An 18,870-nucleotide genomic window follows, 5' to 3' on the forward strand; every position below is an offset into this window, starting at 1 on the left:
TCTATCTTTTCCGCATCAGGTTGACGACCAGGACGCCGAGAATGGCCATGACCCCTCCGATTGCGCCGATCGGCGTCGGGACTTCGCCCAGCCAGACGAAGCCGATAAGCGTTGCGGTCGGCGGAACGCCGTAGAGGAAATTGGCCGCCCGGGCAGCGGAAAGCCGTTTCAATGCGATCGCCCAGGTGACGTAGCCGATGGCCGTCGGGAAAAGCACCAGATAGGCAACGCCCCAATTCACCTCGGCTGGCGCGGCGGCGAGCGCTTGAACGGTCGCCGGGACGGCCGGCAGCAATGGAATGGCGCCGATCAGCAGCAGCCAGGCCGTGACGGCCAGCGCCGGCATGCGGCCGAGGATCGGCTTCTGCAACACGCTCGCAATGGCGGAGCAGAGGGCCGCGCCGAGGATGAGGACCGCGTTCGGATCGAGATCGAAGCCCGCGTCGCTCGAAGCGGCGATCAGCGCCACGCCGGCGAAGGAGATCGCCGTTCCGACCCAGCCCCAGCGCCCGAATTTCTCGCCGAGCGCGAAGGTGGCGATAAGGGCGGTGAAGACCGGCATGGTGTTGATGATGAAGCTTGCGGGGCCTGCCGCCACGGTGCGTTCACCCATGTTCAAGAGAACGGCATAGGCCGCGATGAAGAGCACGCCGGCGACTGTGAGGCGCAGAAGATCGCGTCTGGCGGGAAGCGCCGGCCGAACGGCGGCGAGATAGACGGCGGCAATCAGCGCGGCTCCCACGTAACGCGCTGCCGCGAGTTCGACCGGCGTCAGCGGGCCGAGGCAGATGCGGATCACCACGAAGGATGACGCCCAGAAGACGATGGTCACCAGGATCGCCAGGAAAGCGATCGCATCAAATCCCTGTCTTTCGTTCCCGGCACTTTCGTTCATCGGAACCGCGCTCATGTCCGCTCCATCCATGTTTGTGCTCGCCGGCTTACGCTCTTGATCCGTGCTTGAAAAGCATCGAGATCGATGATCATATGTGCTTATGGTTCACAGCTCGCAGACCTTGCCGCCGCTCGACACGCTCGAAACCTTTGCGCGCGCCGCCAGGCTTGGCTCGTTCTCCGCCGCAGCGGAAGAGGGCGGCGTCACTCATGGCGCCGTCTCGCGGCAGGTAGCGCGCCTGGAGCGCTGGATGGGCGTGCGGCTTTTCTCGCGCGAGGCACGGGGCGTGACGCTGACGCCGGAGGGCGCGCGCTTTTTTGCACGGGCGGAGGAAGCGCTGGCGCTGCTCGGCGATTCCGACGAACGCTGGCGGCCTCGCCGCAGCAAGACGGTGGTCCGGCTTTCGGTGACGCCCTCGGTCGCCTCGCTTTGGCTGTTTTCGCGCCTGCCGATGCTGGAGGCAAACGACATCCATCTCGACATGATCCTGGAGCATCGCCTGGCGGATTTCAGCGAAGGGATCGATCTGGCGATCCGCTGCGGCAAGGGGCCCTGGGCCGGCGTGCGCAGCCTGCCGCTCTGGCAGGAGAAGCTTTTCCCGATTGCATCGCCTGCGCTGACCGACCGGCTGGGGCCATGCCCGGACGCCAAGGCATTGCTCGAGCTGCCGATCCTGCACGATTCCAACATCGAGGGCTGGCGTCGCTGGCTGGCTGCCGAAGGGGTGGAGTACGTGCCGCGGGGTCAGGACCGACGCTTCGAAGACTATAATCTGGTGATCGATGCCTGCGCGCAAGGTATCGGGATCGCGCTTGCCCGCCCGCCGCTTGTCGATGCGGCTTTGGCATCCGGCCGGCTCGTTGCGGTTTCGGAGAGGACGATCGATCATCATCTGGCGTTTCATCTGATCCGCCCCAACGACGCGCTGAAAGGTTCGGCGGCCGAATTCGCGCGCCGGTTCCTGGAGGCTGCCGGTCATGACGAGACAGCGATCGCCGCCTTCCTTGCTCCCGGCCGGGGCAGGGGATAAGGGCGGGCAGGGTTGCGCTTTCGGATGTCTGAAAGGTGTCTTCTGAGGGGCGATACTTGCCTGTTCGTGTCGTGGTTCTACTTGCTCCGGCAAACCAAGACGGAGGAGCATTCCATGAACAGCAAGGCAACGATCGCGAGAATCTGGCGGGGTCGGACGCCCGCAAAGATCGCCGACCAATATGAAGCATATTTGCGAGAGGTGGGCATTCCGCCGCTCGTGAAAACCGCACTTGCCGTGCAGCTCTTCCGCGAGGAGCTGGGTGAGGAGACGGAGTTCGTGACCACCTCCTATTGGCCCGATTTCGAGTCCATGGCGGCGTTCACCGGCGGCGATCCCGACAAAGTGCATCACCTCGACCGGGATCCCGAATTTCTCGTCGCGCTGCCCGAGCGGGTGGCGATCATGCGCATCCTGATCGACCGGCAACATTGAGCTGCCGGTGGGGTGCCGTCGGCGATCATCGGATTGCGGTCGTATTGCGCCCCCGGTTAGCCGGCTTTGCCCTGAAGATAGCTGACCACCGCATCGGCGATCATTCCCTTGTGCCGCTCCATCGTCGCCGCTTCGGAGAGATCGCGGCGGAAGATGGTGCTGAAGGTGTAGCGGTTCGAGACGCGGAAGAAGCAGAAGGCGCTGATCAGCATATGGATGTCGATCGGATCCGCCTTGCGGGTGAACACGCCTTCGGCGGCGCCGCGTTCCAGGATTGCGGCGATCGTCTCGATAACCGAGACGTTCAAGTCGCGGATCGCCTCCGAACGCAGCATGTGGGCGGCGTGATGGATGTTCTCGATGCTGACGAGGCGGACGAAATCCGGATTTGTTTCATCGTGCTCGAACGTCGTCGAGATCAGCACGCGCAGCGCCTGCTCCGGCGGCAGGTTGGAAAGCTGGAGATCCGCTTCCAACGTGCGGATCTTGCGATAGGCACGTTCCAGGACTGCCAGGTAGAGCCCTTCCTTGCTGCCGAAATAATAGTAGATCATCCGCTTCGAGGTGCGGGTCTTTTCCGCGATCGCGTCGACGCGACCGCCGGCGAGGCCGTGGGTGGAAAACTCTTCCGTCGCGACTTCCAGGATGTCCTCCTGGGTGCGCTGCGGATCATTCTTCCTGCCGTTTTCGCGTCTTGCTGCCATCTCCGAAGCCGCTTTCTCCACCCTTGTTCACCTGTCTTGCGGAAGCGCGTCCCGGCTCCCCAATTATCCACACCGGTTTTTCCGCATTTTTTCCAAAGTCATAGCGGGGCCGGAGGCAGCTTTCAATAGATCGCGCTTGACATACTCACTAGTTCGTACATTTTACGAGCCATGCCAGTCGATCCCTGAGGAGGTGGTTCTGGCAAAGGCACTTGTCAAAGCGCGTGATCGGGTCGCTGCTTGAGCGGTCACGCCTGTCACCATTCGATGGCAGGGCCTTGGGAGGACTGGAAAATGACACGGATCATCGATTTTTACTTCTTCGTACTGAAGATCATCATCGCGCTGCTTCTGGCGGGCATGGTCGTGCTGGTCTTCGGCAACGTCGTGCTGCGCTACGCCTTCAATCAGGGCATCACGATTTCGGAAGAGCTGTCGCGCGTCTTCTTCATCTGGCTGACATTCCTCGGGGCCGTCGTCGCCATGCGCGAGCATGGCCATCTCGGGGTCGATTCGTTGCTGAAGCGCCTGCCGCCGGCCGGAGCCAGGATCGCGGTTCTGCTGGGGCAGGGCCTGATGCTTGTCGCAACCTGGCTGATGATCAGTGGAAGCTGGACGCAGACACTCATCAACCTGCCGGCCTCGATGCCGGCGACGGGCATTTCCATGGGCTGGTTCTACGGCGCAGGCCTCGCCTTCGGTGTGCCGACCTTCCTCATCATCCTCTGGGATGCGTTCCAGGTGGCGGCCGGCCGCATCGACATTGCGACCGCGCAGCTCGTGCGCGACAGCGAGGAAGAGGTCGCCCTCGACGATCATCCCGAAGCGGCGGCGACCGCCGCCGGCGGCACCAAGGTCTGAGGAGACGGATCATGACGCTTACCGTTTTCCTCGGCGCGCTTCTCGGCCCCATGGCGCTCGGCGTGCCGATCGCCTTTGCCCTGATCCTCAGCGGCGTCGCGCTGATGATGTACATGGACATTTTCGACGCTCAGATCGTCGCGCAGAACGTCCTGAACGGAGCCGACAGTTTTCCGCTGATGGCGGTCCCCTTCTTCCTGCTTGCCGGCGAGGTCATGAACACCGGCGGATTGTCGAAGCGTATCGTCAATCTCGCCATGGCCATGGTCGGCCATATTCGCGGCGGCCTCGGCTTCGTGGCGATCTTCGCGGCCTGCATCCTTTCGAGCCTTTCCGGTTCTGCCGTGGCGGATGCGGCGGCGCTCGGGGCGCTGCTTTTCCCGATGATGATCAAGTCCGGCCATGATCCGGCCCGCACGGGCGGTCTGCTCGCCTCCGCGTCGATCATCGGCCCGATCATCCCGCCGTCGATCGGCTTCATCCTCTACGGCGTCATTGGCGGCGTCTCGATCACCAAGCTTTTCCTTGCCGGCATCGTTCCCGGCCTGCTGATCGCGCTCGCGCTCTGCATCACCTGGCTGCTCGTCGCGCGCAAGGAGCAGTTCGAACTGCCGAGACGACAGAGCGGCGAGGTGCGCCTCAAGGCCTTCCTCGACAGCATCTGGGCGCTGATGCTGCCGGTCATCATCATCGTCGGCCTGAAATTCGGCGTCTTCACGCCGACCGAGGCAGGCGTCGTTGCGGCGGTTTACTCACTCTTCGTCTCGATGGTGGTCTATCGCGAGCTGCCGCTCTCGCGGCTCTTCGAGGTCTTCGTCGCAGCCGCCAAGATCACCGCCGTCGTGATGTTCCTGGTTGCCTGTGCGGCGGTCTCCGCCTGGCTGATCACCGTTGCCGACGTGCCCGGCGACCTCGTGAAGCTGATCGAGCCGCTGATGGACAACCAGACGCTGCTGCTCATTGCGATCATGGTGCTGATCGTCGTCGTCGGGACGGCCATGGACATGACGCCGACCATTCTCGTGATGACGCCGGTGCTGATGCCGATCATCAAGCAGGCGGGCATCGATCCGGTCTATTTCGGCGTGCTGTTCATCATCAACAATTCGATCGGCCTCATCACGCCGCCCGTCGGCACCGTGCTCAACGTCATCTGCGGCGTCTCGAAGCTGTCGATGGAAGACCTCATGAAAGGCGTCATGCCCTTCATGATCGCCGAACTGATCGTCCTTTTCCTTCTCGTCCTCTTCCCGCAGCTGGTGACCGTGCCGGTTGCCTGGTTCGGGCATTGAGGCCGGAAGGTCCTTAGCAGTGCAATGTCAACCGGCCGTGGAGGATCGCGGCCATCAGAGGGAGGAAAGCATGTTCAACAAGGTAATGAAACTGGCGCTCGGGATTGCCATTCCGGCGCTTCTCTTCGCGGGCACGGCATCCGCCGAGATCCGTGCGCATACGCTGAAATTCGCGGCCGCCAACAACAAGGGCCATCCGCAGGTCACCGGCATGGAGAAATTCGCCGAGATCGTCAAGGAGAAGAGCGGCGGCAAGATCGACGTGAGGCTTTTCCCGGGCGGCGTGCTTGGCGGCGACGTTCAGACCGTCTCCGCGCTGCAGGGCGGTGTGGTCGAGATGCTGGTTCTGAACGCCGGCATCCTTGCCAGCAACGTGAAGGACTTCGGCGCGGTCGATCTGCCGTTCCTCTTCAACAGCGGCGAAGAGGCCGACAAGGTGATGGACGGTCCGTTCGGCAAGAGTCTCACCGACAAGCTGCCGGCGACCGGCCTCGTGGGCCTCGCCTATTGGGAGCTCGGTTTCCGCAATCTCACCAACAACCGCCATCCGGTTGCCAAGTTTGAGGACATCAAGGGCCTGAAGATCCGTACGCTCCAGTCGCCGATCCCGATCGAGCTCTTCAACAGCCTCGGCGCAAACGCGGTGCCGCTGCCCTATACCGAACTCTATACCGCGCTCGAAACCGGCACGGTCGACGGCCAGGAAAATCCCTTCGCGAACATCATCAACGCCAAGTTCTACGAAGTGCAGAAGTACCTGACGGTCACCCGTCATCAGTACAATCCGCAGATCGTGCTGATCAGCAAGAAGTTCTGGGACGGCCTCAACGACGAGGAGAAGGCGATCCTGCAATCGGCCGCCGTAGAGGCCCGGGACTTCCAGCGCAAGGTTTCGCGGGAAGCGGACGCCAAGGCGCTCGAAGAGATCAAGTCGACCGGCATGCAGGTGACCGAACTCAGCCCGGAAGAGACGCAGAAGCTGCGTGATGCGGTGAAGCCGCTGATCGACAAGTTCAGCGCCAATATCGGCGCCGACACGGTGTCGCTGCTCTTCAAGGAGCTGGACGCGGTTCGCAAGCAGTAAGACCTCGCCGGCCCGCTTTGCCGGCGGGCCGGCTTCATCATGCAGACGGGGCTAGAGCGCTATGGCCGAGACATTGCTGAAACCTTTGAAGGCCGGGCTGATCGGCTCCGGCATACAGGCATCACTGACGCCTTCCATGCATATGAAGGAAGGCGACGCACAGGGTTTCCGCTATGAATACGAGCTGATCGATCTCGCCCAGCTGGGGCTGACGACCGAGAGCCTGCCGGACCTGCTCAAGGATGCGGAAGAGAGGGGTTTGAGCGGTCTCAACATCACCCATCCCTGCAAGCAACTCGTCATCTCCTATCTCGACGAACTTTCCGAAGAGGCGCGAGCGCTCGGAGCCGTCAACACGGTGGTGCTGAAGGATGGCAGGCGGCTTGGGCACAACACGGACTGGTGGGGCTTTGCCGAGAGCTTTCGGCGCGGCCTGCCGGGGGCCGACCTCACCGCCGCGGTCCAGATCGGCGCCGGCGGAGCGGGTGTCGCCACCGCCTATGCAGTCCTTTCTCTCGGCCTGAAGGCGCTGACGGTCTTCGACCGGGAGCAGGAGAAGGCCGAGCAATTGGCCGAGACGATGTCATCGCTCTTTCCGAAAGCAACCATCCGGGCACCCGGCGACATAACCTCCGCCGTGGAGGCCGCATCCGGGCTTATCCACGCCACGCCGACAGGCATGGTGAAATATCCCGGCATACCGCTGCCGCCTGGACTGCTCCAGCCCCATCACTGGGTGGCGGAGATCGTCTATTTTCCTCTGGAAACCGAGCTCCTGAAGCAAGCGAAAAGGCGCGGCTGCCGGGTTCTGGATGGCGGCGGCATGGCGGTCTTCCAGGCGGTGGGCGCCTTCCAGCTCATCACCGGCCGTGAGCCGGATGCCGCCCGCATGATGCGGCATTTCCAGAGCATGACGGCGTAGAACCGTTTCAGGCCTTGCCGGTCACGTAGTCGCGCATGACATGGCCGAGCTTGGCGAGATTGGCTTTCAGCTCGCCGTAGCCGGCGGTCTTCTCCCGGCTGACCTCGTCCATATAGAGCTTGCGGTTGAGCTCGATCTGGATGCTGTGGCGGTTCCTTGCCGGCGCAGAATAGGCGGAAACCAGTTCGGCGCCACGGAAGGGGATGTTGAGCGAGACCGAATAGCCGAAGGCTTCCAGCGTCTCGACAACCAGCCTGACAAAATCCGGTTCGCTTGCCTGTCCGTCGTAATCTCCGACGACGACGTCCTTGCGCACCGTGCCGGCCGGATCCGGCGAGAGCACGTGGCCGACCGCCGGCATGGAATGGCAGTTGACGTGGTAGACCTTGCCGAAGGCCGCATATGTCTCATCCAGCAGCCGGACGATCTCGCGGTGATAGGGCCGCCAATAGGTATCGATGCGGTCTTCCAGTTCCTTCGCGGTGAACTTGCGTCCATACATCGGCGTGTCGCCCCAGGCATAACGCCAGGTGAGCCCCATGCCGCGGCGGGCAGACGCGCTGTCGCGTACCGGATGCGGCCATTCGCCTTCCACCATTTCCAGGTCGACGTCCTTCAGCGAACGGTTCAAATCGAGGAAACTGCGCGGAAAGTGCGCGATCAACAGCGGCGCGCCGATCGACGGCGCGAAGCCGAAGAGGTCGTCCACATAGGTGTCGGCTGCGATACGTACCAACTCGTCCGGAACGATCCGTTCGAAATCCGGGATCACCAGCCCGCTATGGGGCGAGTCGAAGACCAGCGGAACCGCCGGTGCGGTCGGCGGAATGATCTGGAGAACGCCGTCGATATCGACGGGAGCGAAGGTCAGGTCGGTCATGGAAGCCCCATTCAGGCTGTAGCGGCGTAGGCGGCCGGATAGGTGATGTCGGGCATGCCGACGAAGGCTCTGCCGCGCCGGCCCACCATGCCGGGCGCGGCGAAGGGACGGGGATAGACGACCGCGGCAGCCGGCTTCACCCTGGCGATCTTTTCGAGCGCCTCGATCTGGTCGGCCGGCATGTCGACATTGAAGATGACGTCGCTATGCGGGCCCGTCGTCATGCGCGGCAGGTTCATCGCCTCCTCGATATCGAGGCCGGCATGCAGGATCATGCCGGTGAGCTGCGCGAGCGCGGGGACGATCTGGTTGCCGCCGGCAGCACCATAGGCCGCGAAGGGACCGTTCTCGTCGGTGATCGCGACGGGGCACATGTTGCTCGGCGCATAGGCGTTAGGCTTCAGCGAGTTTGCGCGGCCCGGCGTCGGGTCGAACCACGACATGCCGTTGTTCAGGAGGATGCCTGTCGAGGGTGAGAGCGCGCGGGCGCCAAAACGGTTGAGCAGCGTGAAGGTGATCGCCACCATGCGGCCTTCGGAATCCACGGCGTTGACCTGGGTCGTGCTGGTCTTGCCGTTCGTCTCGGCCGGGTTGAGGCGCTTGCGGTGGGCGCCGAAGCTTTCCCAGAGGGCTTCGGCCATGGCGGTGAAGAAGCCGGCATCGACCGGGCCTTTGCCGCGCTTCCTGTCGAAGTGATCGAGCGCGTCGAAGAGCCGCTGGCCGGCGCTGGTTTCTCCCGCCACATGCACGGTCTTGCCCTGCAGCGGCATGGTCTGGGACGGATAGAGAAGCGGCGCATAGTTCGCCATGTTCTCCAGCGTGATCGAACTGCCGCCGGCATTCAGGTCGGCAACGAGCCTTTCGCCGATCGCGCCGCCATAGAGGGCATCCGGACCTTCTCCTGCGAGCTGCTCCAGGGTTCCGGCGAGCTGGGACAAGGGCAGTGTGGCGCCGGGCTCGGGCGCGTGGCCGTCCGGGAGGAAGATCGACCGTGTCCCCGGATCCATGGCGAGATCGCCCTCGGCGATCGCGATCGCCAGCGTCGTGTGCCAGTCCACATACATGCCCTTGCGGGCACGCTCGATGGCCGGCGTCAGCGCCCGGTCGAAGCCGATCGTGCCGTAGCGTTTCAGGGCCTCGGCGAAGCCGCGCACGCAGCCCGGCACGACGGCAGCGGTGAAGCCGCGGACATTGCGGTTGTCGATCGAGGCCGGATGGCCGATGAAGGTCTTGATCGTGGGATCGGGTTTGTAAAATTCCTCGTCGAAGCGGGAAGGAACCCGGCCGGTGAATTCTACGACCTCGACCTTGCCGTCCGGCTGGGCGACCAGCATGTAACCGCACGCGGCGAGGCTGGTCATCCACGGCTCTACGGTCTGCAAGGTGAAGGCGGCGGTCACCGCGGCATCGACGGCATTGCCGCCCGCCGACAGAACCGCGGCGCCTGCCTCGGCCGCCGCGTAATGCTGCGAGGTGACGACGCCGCGTTCGCTGACGCCCGCTACCTTGCGATAGATGCCGCGCTCGACGCGCAGGTGGTTGTATTGCGGATTTTCCATCACTTCTGCTCCAGCGCGGCGGCAATGAGGCGGCTTGCACCCGAGAGGTCGCCGAGCTTTTCCCCGGCCGCGACCTTGTCCTTGTTACGGCCGGCGCGGGCCTGCCGCGCCATCGCCTCCTCGACGACCTCGTCGGCCTCGTCGATCGGGATGACCACGATGCCGCTCGCATCGGCGACGACGACATCGCCCGGCAATATCGGGACGTTGCCGCAGGAGACGGGAAGGTTCAGCGCACCGCCGAGATCGTTGAGCCTTGTCGTGATGCCCGAGACGCCGCGGCACCAGAGCGGCATGCCGAGCTCGACGATCTCCTCCACGTCCGTGCAGGGGCCATCGATCGCGACGCCGATCGCACCCGCCGTCCTGATCGCGAAGGCGACGCCGCCGCCGATGCAGGCGTGCCGGTCGTCGCCGAGCCGGTCGACGAACAGGAAGTCGCCGGGACGCAGAAAGCCGATCGCGTGATGCAGCAGCGTGGAATCGGTGCCGGGGATCGCCACCGTCACCGCCGTGCCGACCAGGGTCTTTTTCGGCTCGACCACCGGCGTGATCGAATGGCGCACGAAACCGCGATGACGGAAATGGCCGATCGTCGCCACCTCGACGCTCTCGAACTTGCGGACGAGTTCGGCATCGACCTGTTTCGGCACGGAGCCGATCTGGTATTTCTTCATGGTGCTTCCTTCCGGAGTTTTGGCTCTCCGGCCTCGTTTTCACTCGCGTGGTGCTGCCAGCTCTTGCCGGGCACGGCGGCGAGCAGTTCTTTCGTGTAGGCTTCCTTAGGCGCGCCGAAGAGCGATGCAGGATCGCCCCGCTCGACGATCCTGCCGTTCTTCATTACCGCGATGTTGTCGCAGATCTGGCTCGCGACGCGCAGGTCATGGGTGATGAAGAGAATGCCGAAGCCGAGCCGCGCCTGCATGTCGGCCAAGAGTTTCAGGACCTGTGCCTGGACCGAGACATCGAGCGCGGAAACGCTCTCGTCGGCAATCAGAAGCTCCGGCTCGACGGCAAGCGCCCGGGCAATGCAGATGCGCTGCCGCTGACCGCCGGAGAATTCATGCGGGAAACGGTTCGCGGTAGCGCGGTCGAGCCCGCAGGCTTCCAGCAGATCGAGTGCGCGCGCCATGGCCGCCTTGCGGTCGAGCCCGTGGATGATCGGTCCTTCGGCGATGGAGTCGCCGACCTTCTGGCGCGGGTCGAGGGCGGTATAGGGATCCTGGAAGACGATCTGCACCTTGCGGCGCGCTTCGCGCAGCGCCTTGCCGGAAAGGCCGGCGAAATCGCCGCCTGAGATGAGGATATCGCCGCTTTCCGGCTGCACAAGGCGGATGACGCACTGCGCCAGCGTCGATTTGCCGGAGCCGGATTCGCCAACGAGCCCGAGCGTTTCGCCGCGGCGGATGGTGATGTCGACATCGTCCACCGCCTTCACCGTGCGGCCGCTGCCGAACAGTCCCGAACGGGTAAAGGTTTTCACGATGTTCCTTGCGACAAGAACCGGATTGCCGAGGCCCTCGCGTTCCTTGCGGGGCGTCAGCGTCGGCACGGCGGCAAGCAGCCGGCGGGTGTAATCTTCCCTGGGGTGATTGAGGATTTCGTCGCGCGTGCCGATCTCGACCAGCCTGCCCATCTGCATGACGGCGACGCGGTCGGCGATCTCGGCCACCACACCGAAATCGTGGGTGATGAAGATGATGCTCATGTTCTTGCGCCGCTGGATCTTGCGGATCAATTCGAGGATCTGCGCCTGCGTGGTGACATCGAGCGCGGTCGTCGGTTCGTCGGCAATCAGAACGTCGGATCGAGCGCGAGCGCCATCGCGATCATCACGCGCTGGCGCTGGCCGCCGCCGGAAAGTTCGGGGTTCGGGAGCTGTACCTCCCGGAAAAGATCGATCACCTTCCGGCGGATCTCCGCCTGAGAGGATTTCACCTTTGCTCACCGTCAGCGACAGGTCCTCGACCGCGAAACGCCGATCTGCGCCCAGCGGCAGGGGCACGTTCAGATGCTCGATCGAAAGCCGCTCGCTGCTCATGAGATCGCCCTTGTTTCTTCCGGCGTGAAGGCTGTCACCGAACGCATGTCGCAACGGCGCATATGCTCGACGAAACGGGCGCAGAAGCCCACAAGATGCTCGACCATTTTCGCGCCCTTCTCGGCACTGGCGAGTGACGGATCGCCGCCCAGCATGCCGTCGGCATTCACCTCATGGCAGTCGAGCGGCACATGCACGGGCATGCCCTCGAACTGGACATTGTTGACGCCGCCGGTCGGCAGCCCGAAGGCTTTGGTGCGAACCGAAGGCCTGGCAAGATCCATGCGCATCAGTTCGGGGAAGAGATGCAGATAGATGGAGGTCAGCGGATCGCCGCCATGGCCGCGGGCCGCTGCGACCGAAGGGCCGTGCAATTCCTTCCAGAGCGCATCGGGGATCGACTGCCAGAGATTGATGAAAGGAACGGAGACGCCGCGTTCGGCGCGGATGCGCCTCAGCGTCTGGTCGAAGAGCGACGCATTGCTCGTATGGCCGTTCAGGACGAGGATGTGTTCGATGCCGTGGTCGAGGAACGCCGTGACGGTATCCTCCACGACCGCGGAGAAGGTGGACGGCCGGAACTGGATGCCCCCGGGGATGGTCCTGAAGAAATCCGCCCAGCCGAACGGTATGGTCGGCGCGACGATCGCATCGGCGGCTTCCGCCACCTTTGCCGCAACCGCCTCGGTCAGCATGAAATCGCCCATCGGGGCGTGCGGTCCCTGTTCTTCCTGGCTGCCGAAAGGCAGCAGGATGACGGGCTTTTCGGAAAGACGTTCGCGGAATTCCGCGAACGTCATGTCCTTCAGCGCATGCTTGCGTGTAGCGGTCATCATACGAACTTGAAGTAGTCGCCGTAGATGCGCATTTCGCCGTTCGGCTTGAACTTGAATTCAATGCCGGCGCGGTGGGCGCAGTTGTAGACGCTCTTCCAGAGATAATAACCGGGCGTTACGCGCTGCCATTCGTCCGAAAGCGCCAGATAGGCCTTTTTGCGCTCCTCGAATTCGGTGGCGGCATCGAATTTCTTGCCGAGTTCGATGAATTCCGGCGTCGGATCCCACGTCTTCCAGTTGGCGGTCGAGCGGGATGCCGTCGGGCCCCAATCCAGCCAGAGCGGCTGGTAGGGATCGCCGGGGATGAAGTCCGAACTCATCGACATGTTCATCAGATGGAACGGCCGGCGATAGACGAGCTCGAAATTGTCGAGGACCACCGCATCGACGTTGACGCCGATCTCGCGCCATTGTTCGACCATGATCTCGGCGGCCGCTTCATAGTTGGGATAGAACTGGCGGGTAATGTGCCAGCGCAACCTTTCGCCCTTGTATTTGGTCTTGGCGACGAGCGCCTTGGCGGCCTCCACATCGTAGGGCAGCTTCACCGGCAGGTTCGGATCGTAGAACTTGCCGTATTCCTTGAAGTTGAAGGGGACGGCCGGATGTTCGGTCGTGCCGTTGAAGAGGGCCTGAACGATCGAATTCATGTCGATCGCCTGCACCATGGCATAACGCAGATTGGCGTCGACGAGCGGATTGTCTTCCGGATCGGGACGGGTGTTGAAGGCGAAGGCGGGGTAGTTGTCGGCCAGCACCCGTTTCAGCGTGACGCCCTCGTAACCTTCGAGCGTCGCTTCCTGGTCGGTCGGGATGTTGACGATGAAGTCGAATTCCTTCGAAACGAGGCCCGCCATGCGGGCAGCGAATTCCGGCACGATCTTCCAGGAAATCTGCTTGACCGGCGGCGGACCGTCCCAATAGTCGTCGAAGGCTTCGAGCACCATGATCTCGCCGGAGCGGAAGGTCGTCACCTTGTAGGGACCGGTGCCGATCGGCTTCTGGCCGAAACCGTCGACGCCCACTTCCAGGTAATATTTCTTCGGCACGACGAAGCCGATATAACCGGTGAGCTTGCTCGGAATGTTCGGGTCCGGCCGCTCGGTTTCGATCTCGAACGTGTATTTGCCGGTCGCCTCGACGCGCTTGAAGCCGGCGGTAAACGTCTTGCCGCGCGGCTCGAACGGCTTCGGCCCCCACAGGCGCTCCGGCGACAGCGTGAAGACGGCGTCTTCCGCCGTCATTTCCGTGCCGTCGTGGAATTTCACGCCTTCACGCAGCGTGAAGCTCCAGACGTTGCCGTTCTGCTCCCATTTGGTCGCGAGCTTCGGCGCGAAGATCAGGCCGTTCTCGTCGTTGATATAGTCGCGGTCTACGAGATTGTCGTAGAAATTGGGAAAGATGCGGCGCGACGTGGTCGAGATGCCGTTGATCGTCGCCATGTTGGCCCAGAGATTGTCGACCGCGATCGTCAGCGACGGCCGGTCCTCTTGTGCATAGGCCTTCGGCAGCCTGCCCGCCAGGGAAACGGCCCCGGCTCCCAGAATGAGACTTCCAACTTCACGCCTTGTAAACATGGCTCTACCTTCCCTTGCTCCTGTTGTGTTCAAGCCGTTTCCAGAGCCCAGCCCCCTCAGGCGGTTCTGGCACGCAGCATCGGGTCGAGCCGGTCACGCAACCAGTCGCCGACGATGCTCATCGAAAGAGTGACGAGAAAAATGACCAGGCCCGGCCAGACCGAAATCCACCAGGCGGTCGAAAGGTAGTCGCGGCCATCTCCGAGGATCTGGCCGAGGCTGGTTTGCGGGGCCTGAATGCCGAGGCCCAGGAAACTGAGCGAGGTTTCCAGAAGAATGATCTGCGGGAACGTGAGCGTGACCTGGACGATCAGGGCGCTCGCCACGTTCGGCAGCACATGCTTCAAGTAGAGGCGGCCGTTTCCGGCGCCGAGCGCGACGATCGCCTTGGCATAAGGCTGGTTGATCGCCGAAAGGACTACGCCCCGGGCGAGGCGCGCGTATTTTTCCCAGCCGAACAATCCCATCAGGATGACAAAGAACGTCATGCTGTTGCCGAAGAAGGCAAGCAGCGTCAGCGTGATGAGGATGAAGGGGAGGGAGGCCTGGAAGTCGACGAGCATCATCAGCGCCTCGCTGACCCAGCCGCGGAAATGCGCGGCGATGAAGCCGACCAATGAGCCGAAGACCGCGCCGATGATCGTGCCGGCGATCGCGACCGAGAGCGACATCTGCAGGCCGGCGATCAGTCTGGCGACCATGTCGCGGCCGATGCGGTCGGTGCCGAGCGGAAAGTTCGGATTGCCGCCGGTCATGAAAGCCGGTGGCTTCAGGCGCGCGAGCAGGTTCTGCTGCGACATGCCGTAGGGCGTGAAGACATTTCCGACGATGGCGACGAGGACCGCGACCGCAAGAACGATAACAGCAAAAACGAGAATTGGAGAGACGCGCTTCATCCGCCTGTCCTCAGTTCTGCACGCGGATGCGCGGGTCGAGCAGGCCGTAGAGCAGGTCGACCACGAGGTTGGCCAGAACCATGGTGACGGCCATGATGAGGACCAGGCCCTGCACGACCGCGAGATCGCGCGAGGAAACGGCTGTCACCAGAAGGCGGCCGATGCCCGGCCAGGCAAACACCGTCTCGACCACGATCGCCCCGCCGATCAGTTCGCCGAGATTGAGGCCGATGATGGTGACGAGGGGAATGCTGGCATTGGGAAGCGCATGCAGGATGACGCGTTTCCAATAGCCGACGCCCTTGGCCGCCGCGGCCCGGATATAAAGCTTGTCGAGCACTTCCAGCATGGCCGACCTGGTAAAGCGGGCAAGCGTGCCGGCCGTGAAGGTCGCCAAAGTGACCGCCGGCATGATGAGGTGCCAGACGGTGCCCGTACCGGAACTCGGCAGCCATTGCAGGCTCAGCGAAAAGAGCAGGATCATGAGAATGCCGAGGAAGAAGTTCGGCAGCGCGAAGCCGAAGACGGCGGTCGCCATGATCAGGTTGTCGAAGGTCGAGCCGCGCTTGATGGCGGCGACGATGCCGGCCGGCACGCCGATCAGGATCGCGCCGATATAGGAGAACAGGCCGAGCATCAGCGTCCACGGCACGCGTTCCGCGATGATGTCGATCACTTCGCGGCCGTCGCGGTAGGAGATGCCGAACTGGCCGGTCGCCATCTGCATGACGTAACGGACGTATTGGACCCAGAGCGGATCATCGAGACGCCAGAGCGCGCGGAACTGCTCGATTTCCTCCGGCGTGGCGTCGGCGCCGACAAGTGCTACCACCGGATCGCCCGACGTTCTCAGAACCACGAATGTGAAAGTCACCACGAACCAGAGCGTAAATACGGTCCGCAGGATCTTCAGCAACCAGAAACGCGTCATGAACGCCCCGTTTCAGGGCCGACAGGCCCAGCTGTTCCAATTTTTATGTCGTTTTTTTGAAAGCTAATCACGGGAATAAATTGTAATCTATTACAAAATCGCTGGAGCATTGATATGTTGCAGATATGAAATACGGCATTGAATTTCGTCACCTCCATTATTTCGCCTGCGTTGCGGAAGAGCTGCATTTCAGCCGCGCGGCAGACAAGCTCGGCATGGCGCAGGCTCCGCTCAGCCAGCAGATCCGCCAGCTCGAGGAGAGGCTGGGCACCAGGCTTTTCCGTCGCACCACGCGTCGCGTGAAGCTCACGCCGGCCGGCGAGATCTTCCTGCGTCATGCGCAGGAGATCCTAGGGGGCATCGACCGGGCGGTCACGCATACCCGTTCCATTTCCGGCGAGGACAGCGGAACGATTTACGTCAGCGGCGTGCATGTGGCGCTATCGCACGTCCTGCCGCCGGTCATTTCGCAGTTCCGGAAACGCTACCCGGCGATGACCGTCGACGTGCAGGTGCTCGGCACCGCCCAGCAGCTCGAGCTCCTGCAAAGCGGCAAGATACAGGTGGCGTTCATCCGCCCGACCAATCCGGCGGGTTTCCTGAAGACCGAGCATATTCTCAAGGAAGGCTTCGTCGCGGTTCTGCCGAGGGATCACCGGTTGGCCGGGAAAAGCGATCTGACGGTGAAGGATTTTGCCGGCGAACCGATCATCACCTATGCGCCGACCGTGGGAGCCAGTTATTACCACGCGATCATGGATGCGCTGCGCCGTGCCGGCGTCTACCCGGTCATTGCGCAGGAAGTCTCGCATACGCTGGCGATAGGAACGCTTGTCGCGGCAGGCGTCGGCATCGCAGTCGCGCCCTCATGGCTGGCGCACAATCCTAGCCCCTATCTCGTCTACCGGCCGCTTCCGGATATCCCGGCGGAAGTCGAGCTGCTGGTCGCCTGGCAGGCGGAGGAGAAGTCCAAGATCGTGCTCGATTTCCTGGAAACGACGCAGCGGGTGATGGCGGAGGCCGGCAATAGCTTCATCCGCAGCAGTCACTTCGAGCCCGTCTGAAAACACGGCGCGGAGCGGCGGCGCGGGCGAAAATTCCCCGCTTTTGCGCGATGCGGCGTATCAGGCAGGCTGGTTTTCTGGCATAGGCTGATGCGAATCGATACCAGCGGATATTGTGAATCGGAAGGAGAATCCATGCTGACGATCAAGCGTTTGAGCCTTGAGGATGCGCGCGTGCTGATAGCGGGCGCCCGCGCCAAGGCAGAGGAGATCGGCGTGCCGATGTGCATTGCGGTGACCGACGAATCCGGCCAGCTCATCGCCTTCGAACGCATGGACGGCGGCAAGATCACCAGCTCGATCATCGCCCAGGACAAGGCCTATACGGCCGCCGGCGCGAAACGCACGACGGAAAGCTACGGCGTCGCCAGCCAGCCGGGCAGCCCGGCCTACGGCATCAATTCCGCGATCGGCGGCCGCCTTCTCGTCGTCGCAGGCGGTTTGCCGGTGATCGTCGACGGCGAGGTCGTGGGCGGCATCGGCCTCAGCTCCGGCACGCCGGCGCAGGACGCCGAATGCGCCCAGGCCGGCATCGATTTCTTCCTGAAATCTCTCTGATTCGGGGCGACGGGTGACGCCTCCTCAGAGGCAGGGAAATTTCCCCTGATTCCCACGCAGCAGGTATGGCGATCCTTGCCCGGCTCACTATAGTGGCCGGGCCGCGGCCCTGCGGTATCTTCTTCGCCCGCCCGAACATGTCCAAGGTTATTTCCCATGACGCTTGCCGTTTCCGCCAACGATATCGACGCCAAGGCTCTCATCGAGGAGCTGAAGCGCTGGGTCGAGATCGAGACCCCGACGCTGGATGCCGCCGCCGTCAACCGGCTTGCCGACCGTGTCGAGGTTCTGGGCAGGGAGGCGGGGCTTGAGACGGAACGTTTGCCGGGCACGCTCGGTTTCGGCGACATCCTGGCGCTGCGTTCGCCGCGCCCGGCCGGCAGCAATGAGAAGACCGTATTGATCCTCGCGCATCTCGATACGGTGCATGCTGTCGGCGTCATCAACGATCGGCTTCAGCTGCGGCAGGAAGGCGACAAGCTCTATGGTCCCGGCATATACGACATGAAGTCCGGCGCGCTGATGGCGCTCGAAGCGATGAAACTTGCCGTCAGGCGAGGCACCAGGATGCCGATCGATCTGATCTTCGTGCCGGACGAGGAGATGGGCAGCCTTTCCTCGCGCGCCTTCATGGAGGAGGCGGCGAAGAATGCGGGCTACACGCTGGTGGTCGAGCCCGCCCGAGACGGCGGCAAGGTCGTCACCGCCCGCAAGGGTGTGGCCATGTACGACGTCACCGTTCGGGGACGTGCGGCGCATGCGGGCGCAAGGCCGCAGGACGGACGCAGCGCCATCCGCGCCGCCGCCCGCCTGGTGCTGGAGCTGGAGGCGCTCAACGATACCGAGCGCGGCGTCACCGTCACGGTCGGCACTATCCAGGGCGGCACCGGCCGCAATACGGTGCCTGCGGAATGCCGGCTGCAGGTCGATGTGCGTGTGCCGGACGACAAGATCGCCGCCGAGATCACCGGCAGGATCGAAGCGATGAGGCCGGTCGATCCGGACATCACCTTCGAGATCGTCGGCCAGATGAACCGTCCGCCTTTCGCGCAATCGGAAGAGGGCAAACGTTTGTTCGATGCGGCAGCGGAGATAGCGGCGGGTCTCGGCATCGCGCTCGAAGGCATGGCGACCGGCGGCGGATCGGACGGCAATTTCACGGCGGCGCTCGGCGTGCCGACGCTCGATGGACTGGGAGCGGACGGCGCCGGACCGCATACCTTCAACGAGCATGTCTTCTTGAGCAGCATCGCACCGCGCACGGCGCTTCTCGCCAACCTCATGGTCTCGCTGGAAGCAAGATAG

18 protein-coding genes and 1 pseudogene are annotated in these 18,870 nt (G+C 63.2%); 9 read left to right on the plus strand and 10 right to left on the minus strand.

All coding sequences use genetic code 11. The annotated features are described in order from the left end of the window. Position 1 precedes the first annotated feature (1 nt). Complete coding sequence (locus QTA58_RS18395) at positions 2–910, minus strand: DMT family transporter (protein ID WP_289670019.1); 909 nt, start codon at positions 908–910, stop codon at positions 2–4. 85 nt (positions 911–995) lie between these two features. On the opposite strand from QTA58_RS18395, the gene QTA58_RS18400 reads away from it, so the two are divergent. Both QTA58_RS18400 and QTA58_RS18405 read left to right on the plus strand, forming a co-directional pair. Further along, the gene (locus QTA58_RS18400) at positions 996–1,925 is read left to right on the plus strand and encodes a LysR substrate-binding domain-containing protein (protein ID WP_289673215.1); all 930 of its coding nucleotides are present in this window, start codon (positions 996–998) and stop codon (positions 1,923–1,925) included. Between the two features lie 114 nt (positions 1,926–2,039). Continuing rightward, a complete protein-coding gene (locus tag QTA58_RS18405) occupies positions 2,040–2,360 on the plus strand; it encodes a hypothetical protein (protein ID WP_289670020.1) in 321 nt (106 codons plus the stop codon). 56 nt (positions 2,361–2,416) lie between these two features. On the opposite strand, the gene QTA58_RS18410 is transcribed toward QTA58_RS18405, so the two are convergent. Further along, entirely contained in the window at positions 2,417–3,064 is a 648-nt protein-coding gene (locus tag QTA58_RS18410) for a TetR/AcrR family transcriptional regulator (RefSeq protein WP_085424760.1), read from the minus strand. 294 nt (positions 3,065–3,358) lie between these two features. Here QTA58_RS18410 and QTA58_RS18415 point away from each other — a divergent pair, with 294 nt between their 5' ends. From QTA58_RS18415 to QTA58_RS18430, 4 genes are all read left to right on the plus strand, one after another. After that, the gene (locus tag QTA58_RS18415) at positions 3,359–3,925 is read left to right on the plus strand and encodes a TRAP transporter small permease (protein ID WP_085424759.1); all 567 of its coding nucleotides are present in this window, start codon (positions 3,359–3,361) and stop codon (positions 3,923–3,925) included. A gap of 11 nt (positions 3,926–3,936) precedes the next feature. Continuing rightward, positions 3,937–5,217 (plus strand): TRAP transporter large permease subunit, encoded by a 1,281-nt coding sequence (locus QTA58_RS18420; protein ID WP_289670023.1) that lies wholly within the window; start codon positions 3,937–3,939, stop codon positions 5,215–5,217. Between the two features lie 70 nt (positions 5,218–5,287). Beyond that, complete coding sequence (locus QTA58_RS18425) at positions 5,288–6,301, plus strand: TRAP transporter substrate-binding protein (protein ID WP_289670025.1); 1,014 nt, start codon at positions 5,288–5,290, stop codon at positions 6,299–6,301. 61 nt (positions 6,302–6,362) lie between these two features. After that, on the plus strand, positions 6,363–7,223 hold the full coding sequence (locus QTA58_RS18430) for a shikimate dehydrogenase (protein ID WP_289670026.1): 861 nt from the start codon (positions 6,363–6,365) through the stop codon (positions 7,221–7,223). A gap of 7 nt (positions 7,224–7,230) precedes the next feature. On the opposite strand, the gene QTA58_RS18435 is transcribed toward QTA58_RS18430, so the two are convergent. The 8 genes and pseudogenes from QTA58_RS18435 to QTA58_RS18470 all read right to left on the minus strand — a co-directional run bounded on the left by QTA58_RS18435 (position 7,231) and on the right by QTA58_RS18470 (position 15,943). Next, a complete protein-coding gene (locus QTA58_RS18435) occupies positions 7,231–8,103 on the minus strand; it encodes an N-formylglutamate amidohydrolase (protein WP_289670027.1) in 873 nt (290 codons plus the stop codon). A gap of 11 nt (positions 8,104–8,114) precedes the next feature. Further along, entirely contained in the window at positions 8,115–9,662 is a 1,548-nt protein-coding gene (locus tag QTA58_RS18440) for a gamma-glutamyltransferase (protein ID WP_289670028.1), read from the minus strand. After that, positions 9,662–10,339, minus strand: a complete 678-nt coding sequence (locus QTA58_RS18445; protein ID WP_289670030.1) for an RraA family protein — start codon at positions 10,337–10,339, stop codon at positions 9,662–9,664. The genes QTA58_RS18440 and QTA58_RS18445 overlap by 1 nt, the downstream gene beginning before the upstream one ends. Beyond that, positions 10,336–11,591 (minus strand): annotated as a pseudogene (locus QTA58_RS18450) (ABC transporter ATP-binding protein); the annotation flags it as partial. The gene QTA58_RS18445 and the pseudogene QTA58_RS18450, both read right to left, overlap by 4 nt. 108 nt (positions 11,592–11,699) lie before the next feature. Further along, positions 11,700–12,536 carry a creatininase family protein gene (locus QTA58_RS18455; protein WP_289670031.1) on the minus strand — a complete coding sequence of 279 codons (837 nt, stop codon included), beginning with the start codon at positions 12,534–12,536 and terminating at the stop codon, positions 11,700–11,702. Further along, entirely contained in the window at positions 12,536–14,116 is a 1,581-nt protein-coding gene (locus tag QTA58_RS18460; RefSeq protein WP_289670032.1) for an ABC transporter substrate-binding protein, read from the minus strand. The genes QTA58_RS18455 and QTA58_RS18460 overlap by 1 nt, the downstream gene beginning before the upstream one ends. A gap of 56 nt (positions 14,117–14,172) precedes the next feature. Continuing rightward, a complete protein-coding gene (locus tag QTA58_RS18465) occupies positions 14,173–15,012 on the minus strand; it encodes an ABC transporter permease (protein ID WP_289670033.1) in 840 nt (279 codons plus the stop codon). A gap of 10 nt (positions 15,013–15,022) precedes the next feature. Further along, positions 15,023–15,943, minus strand: coding sequence for an ABC transporter permease (locus QTA58_RS18470; protein ID WP_289670034.1), 921 nt, complete (start codon positions 15,941–15,943; stop codon positions 15,023–15,025). Between the two features lie 125 nt (positions 15,944–16,068). On the opposite strand from QTA58_RS18470, the gene QTA58_RS18475 reads away from it, so the two are divergent. The 3 genes from QTA58_RS18475 (at position 16,069) to QTA58_RS18485 (ending at position 18,870) form a co-directional block, all read left to right on the plus strand. After that, a complete protein-coding gene (locus QTA58_RS18475) occupies positions 16,069–17,007 on the plus strand; it encodes a LysR substrate-binding domain-containing protein (RefSeq protein WP_289670036.1) in 939 nt (312 codons plus the stop codon). 135 nt (positions 17,008–17,142) lie between these two features. Beyond that, a complete protein-coding gene (locus QTA58_RS18480) occupies positions 17,143–17,565 on the plus strand; it encodes a heme-binding protein (RefSeq protein WP_085424746.1) in 423 nt (140 codons plus the stop codon). Positions 17,566–17,721: 156 nt separating this feature from the next. Further along, a complete protein-coding gene (locus QTA58_RS18485; RefSeq protein ID WP_289670039.1) occupies positions 17,722–18,870 on the plus strand; it encodes a M20 family metallopeptidase in 1,149 nt (382 codons plus the stop codon).

The sequence above is a fragment of the Neorhizobium sp. CSC1952 genome (assembly GCF_030378245.1).
Lineage (GTDB): Bacteria > Pseudomonadota > Alphaproteobacteria > Rhizobiales > Rhizobiaceae > Neorhizobium > Neorhizobium oryzae_A.

Excerpts from the sequence above, each read along its gene's own strand:
- QTA58_RS18425 (WP_289670025.1), top strand. The coding sequence starts at position 5,288 with ATGTTCAACAAGGTAATGAAACTGGCGCTCGGGATTGCCATTCCGGCG.
- QTA58_RS18415 (WP_085424759.1), top strand. The coding sequence starts at position 3,359 with ATGACACGGATCATCGATTTTTACTTCTTCGTACTGAAGATCATCATC.
- QTA58_RS18475 (WP_289670036.1), top strand. The coding sequence starts at position 16,069 with ATGAAATACGGCATTGAATTTCGTCACCTCCATTATTTCGCCTGCGTT.
- QTA58_RS18405 (WP_289670020.1), top strand. The coding sequence starts at position 2,040 with ATGAACAGCAAGGCAACGATCGCGAGAATCTGGCGGGGTCGGACGCCC.
- QTA58_RS18440 (WP_289670028.1), bottom strand. The coding sequence starts at position 9,662 with ATGGAAAATCCGCAATACAACCACCTGCGCGTCGAGCGCGGCATCTAT.
- QTA58_RS18395 (WP_289670019.1), bottom strand. The coding sequence starts at position 910 with ATGAGCGCGGTTCCGATGAACGAAAGTGCCGGGAACGAAAGACAGGGA.
- QTA58_RS18420 (WP_289670023.1), top strand. The coding sequence starts at position 3,937 with ATGACGCTTACCGTTTTCCTCGGCGCGCTTCTCGGCCCCATGGCGCTC.
- QTA58_RS18460 (WP_289670032.1), bottom strand. The coding sequence starts at position 14,116 with ATGTTTACAAGGCGTGAAGTTGGAAGTCTCATTCTGGGAGCCGGGGCC.
- QTA58_RS18400 (WP_289673215.1), top strand. The coding sequence starts at position 996 with ATGGTTCACAGCTCGCAGACCTTGCCGCCGCTCGACACGCTCGAAACC.
- QTA58_RS18455 (WP_289670031.1), bottom strand. The coding sequence starts at position 12,536 with ATGACCGCTACACGCAAGCATGCGCTGAAGGACATGACGTTCGCGGAA.
- QTA58_RS18485 (WP_289670039.1), top strand. The coding sequence starts at position 17,722 with ATGACGCTTGCCGTTTCCGCCAACGATATCGACGCCAAGGCTCTCATC.
- QTA58_RS18435 (WP_289670027.1), bottom strand. The coding sequence starts at position 8,103 with ATGACCGACCTGACCTTCGCTCCCGTCGATATCGACGGCGTTCTCCAG.
- QTA58_RS18470 (WP_289670034.1), bottom strand. The coding sequence starts at position 15,943 with ATGACGCGTTTCTGGTTGCTGAAGATCCTGCGGACCGTATTTACGCTC.
- QTA58_RS18465 (WP_289670033.1), bottom strand. The coding sequence starts at position 15,012 with ATGAAGCGCGTCTCTCCAATTCTCGTTTTTGCTGTTATCGTTCTTGCG.
- QTA58_RS18410 (WP_085424760.1), bottom strand. The coding sequence starts at position 3,064 with ATGGCAGCAAGACGCGAAAACGGCAGGAAGAATGATCCGCAGCGCACC.
- QTA58_RS18445 (WP_289670030.1), bottom strand. The coding sequence starts at position 10,339 with ATGAAGAAATACCAGATCGGCTCCGTGCCGAAACAGGTCGATGCCGAA.
- QTA58_RS18480 (WP_085424746.1), top strand. The coding sequence starts at position 17,143 with ATGCTGACGATCAAGCGTTTGAGCCTTGAGGATGCGCGCGTGCTGATA.
- QTA58_RS18430 (WP_289670026.1), top strand. The coding sequence starts at position 6,363 with ATGGCCGAGACATTGCTGAAACCTTTGAAGGCCGGGCTGATCGGCTCC.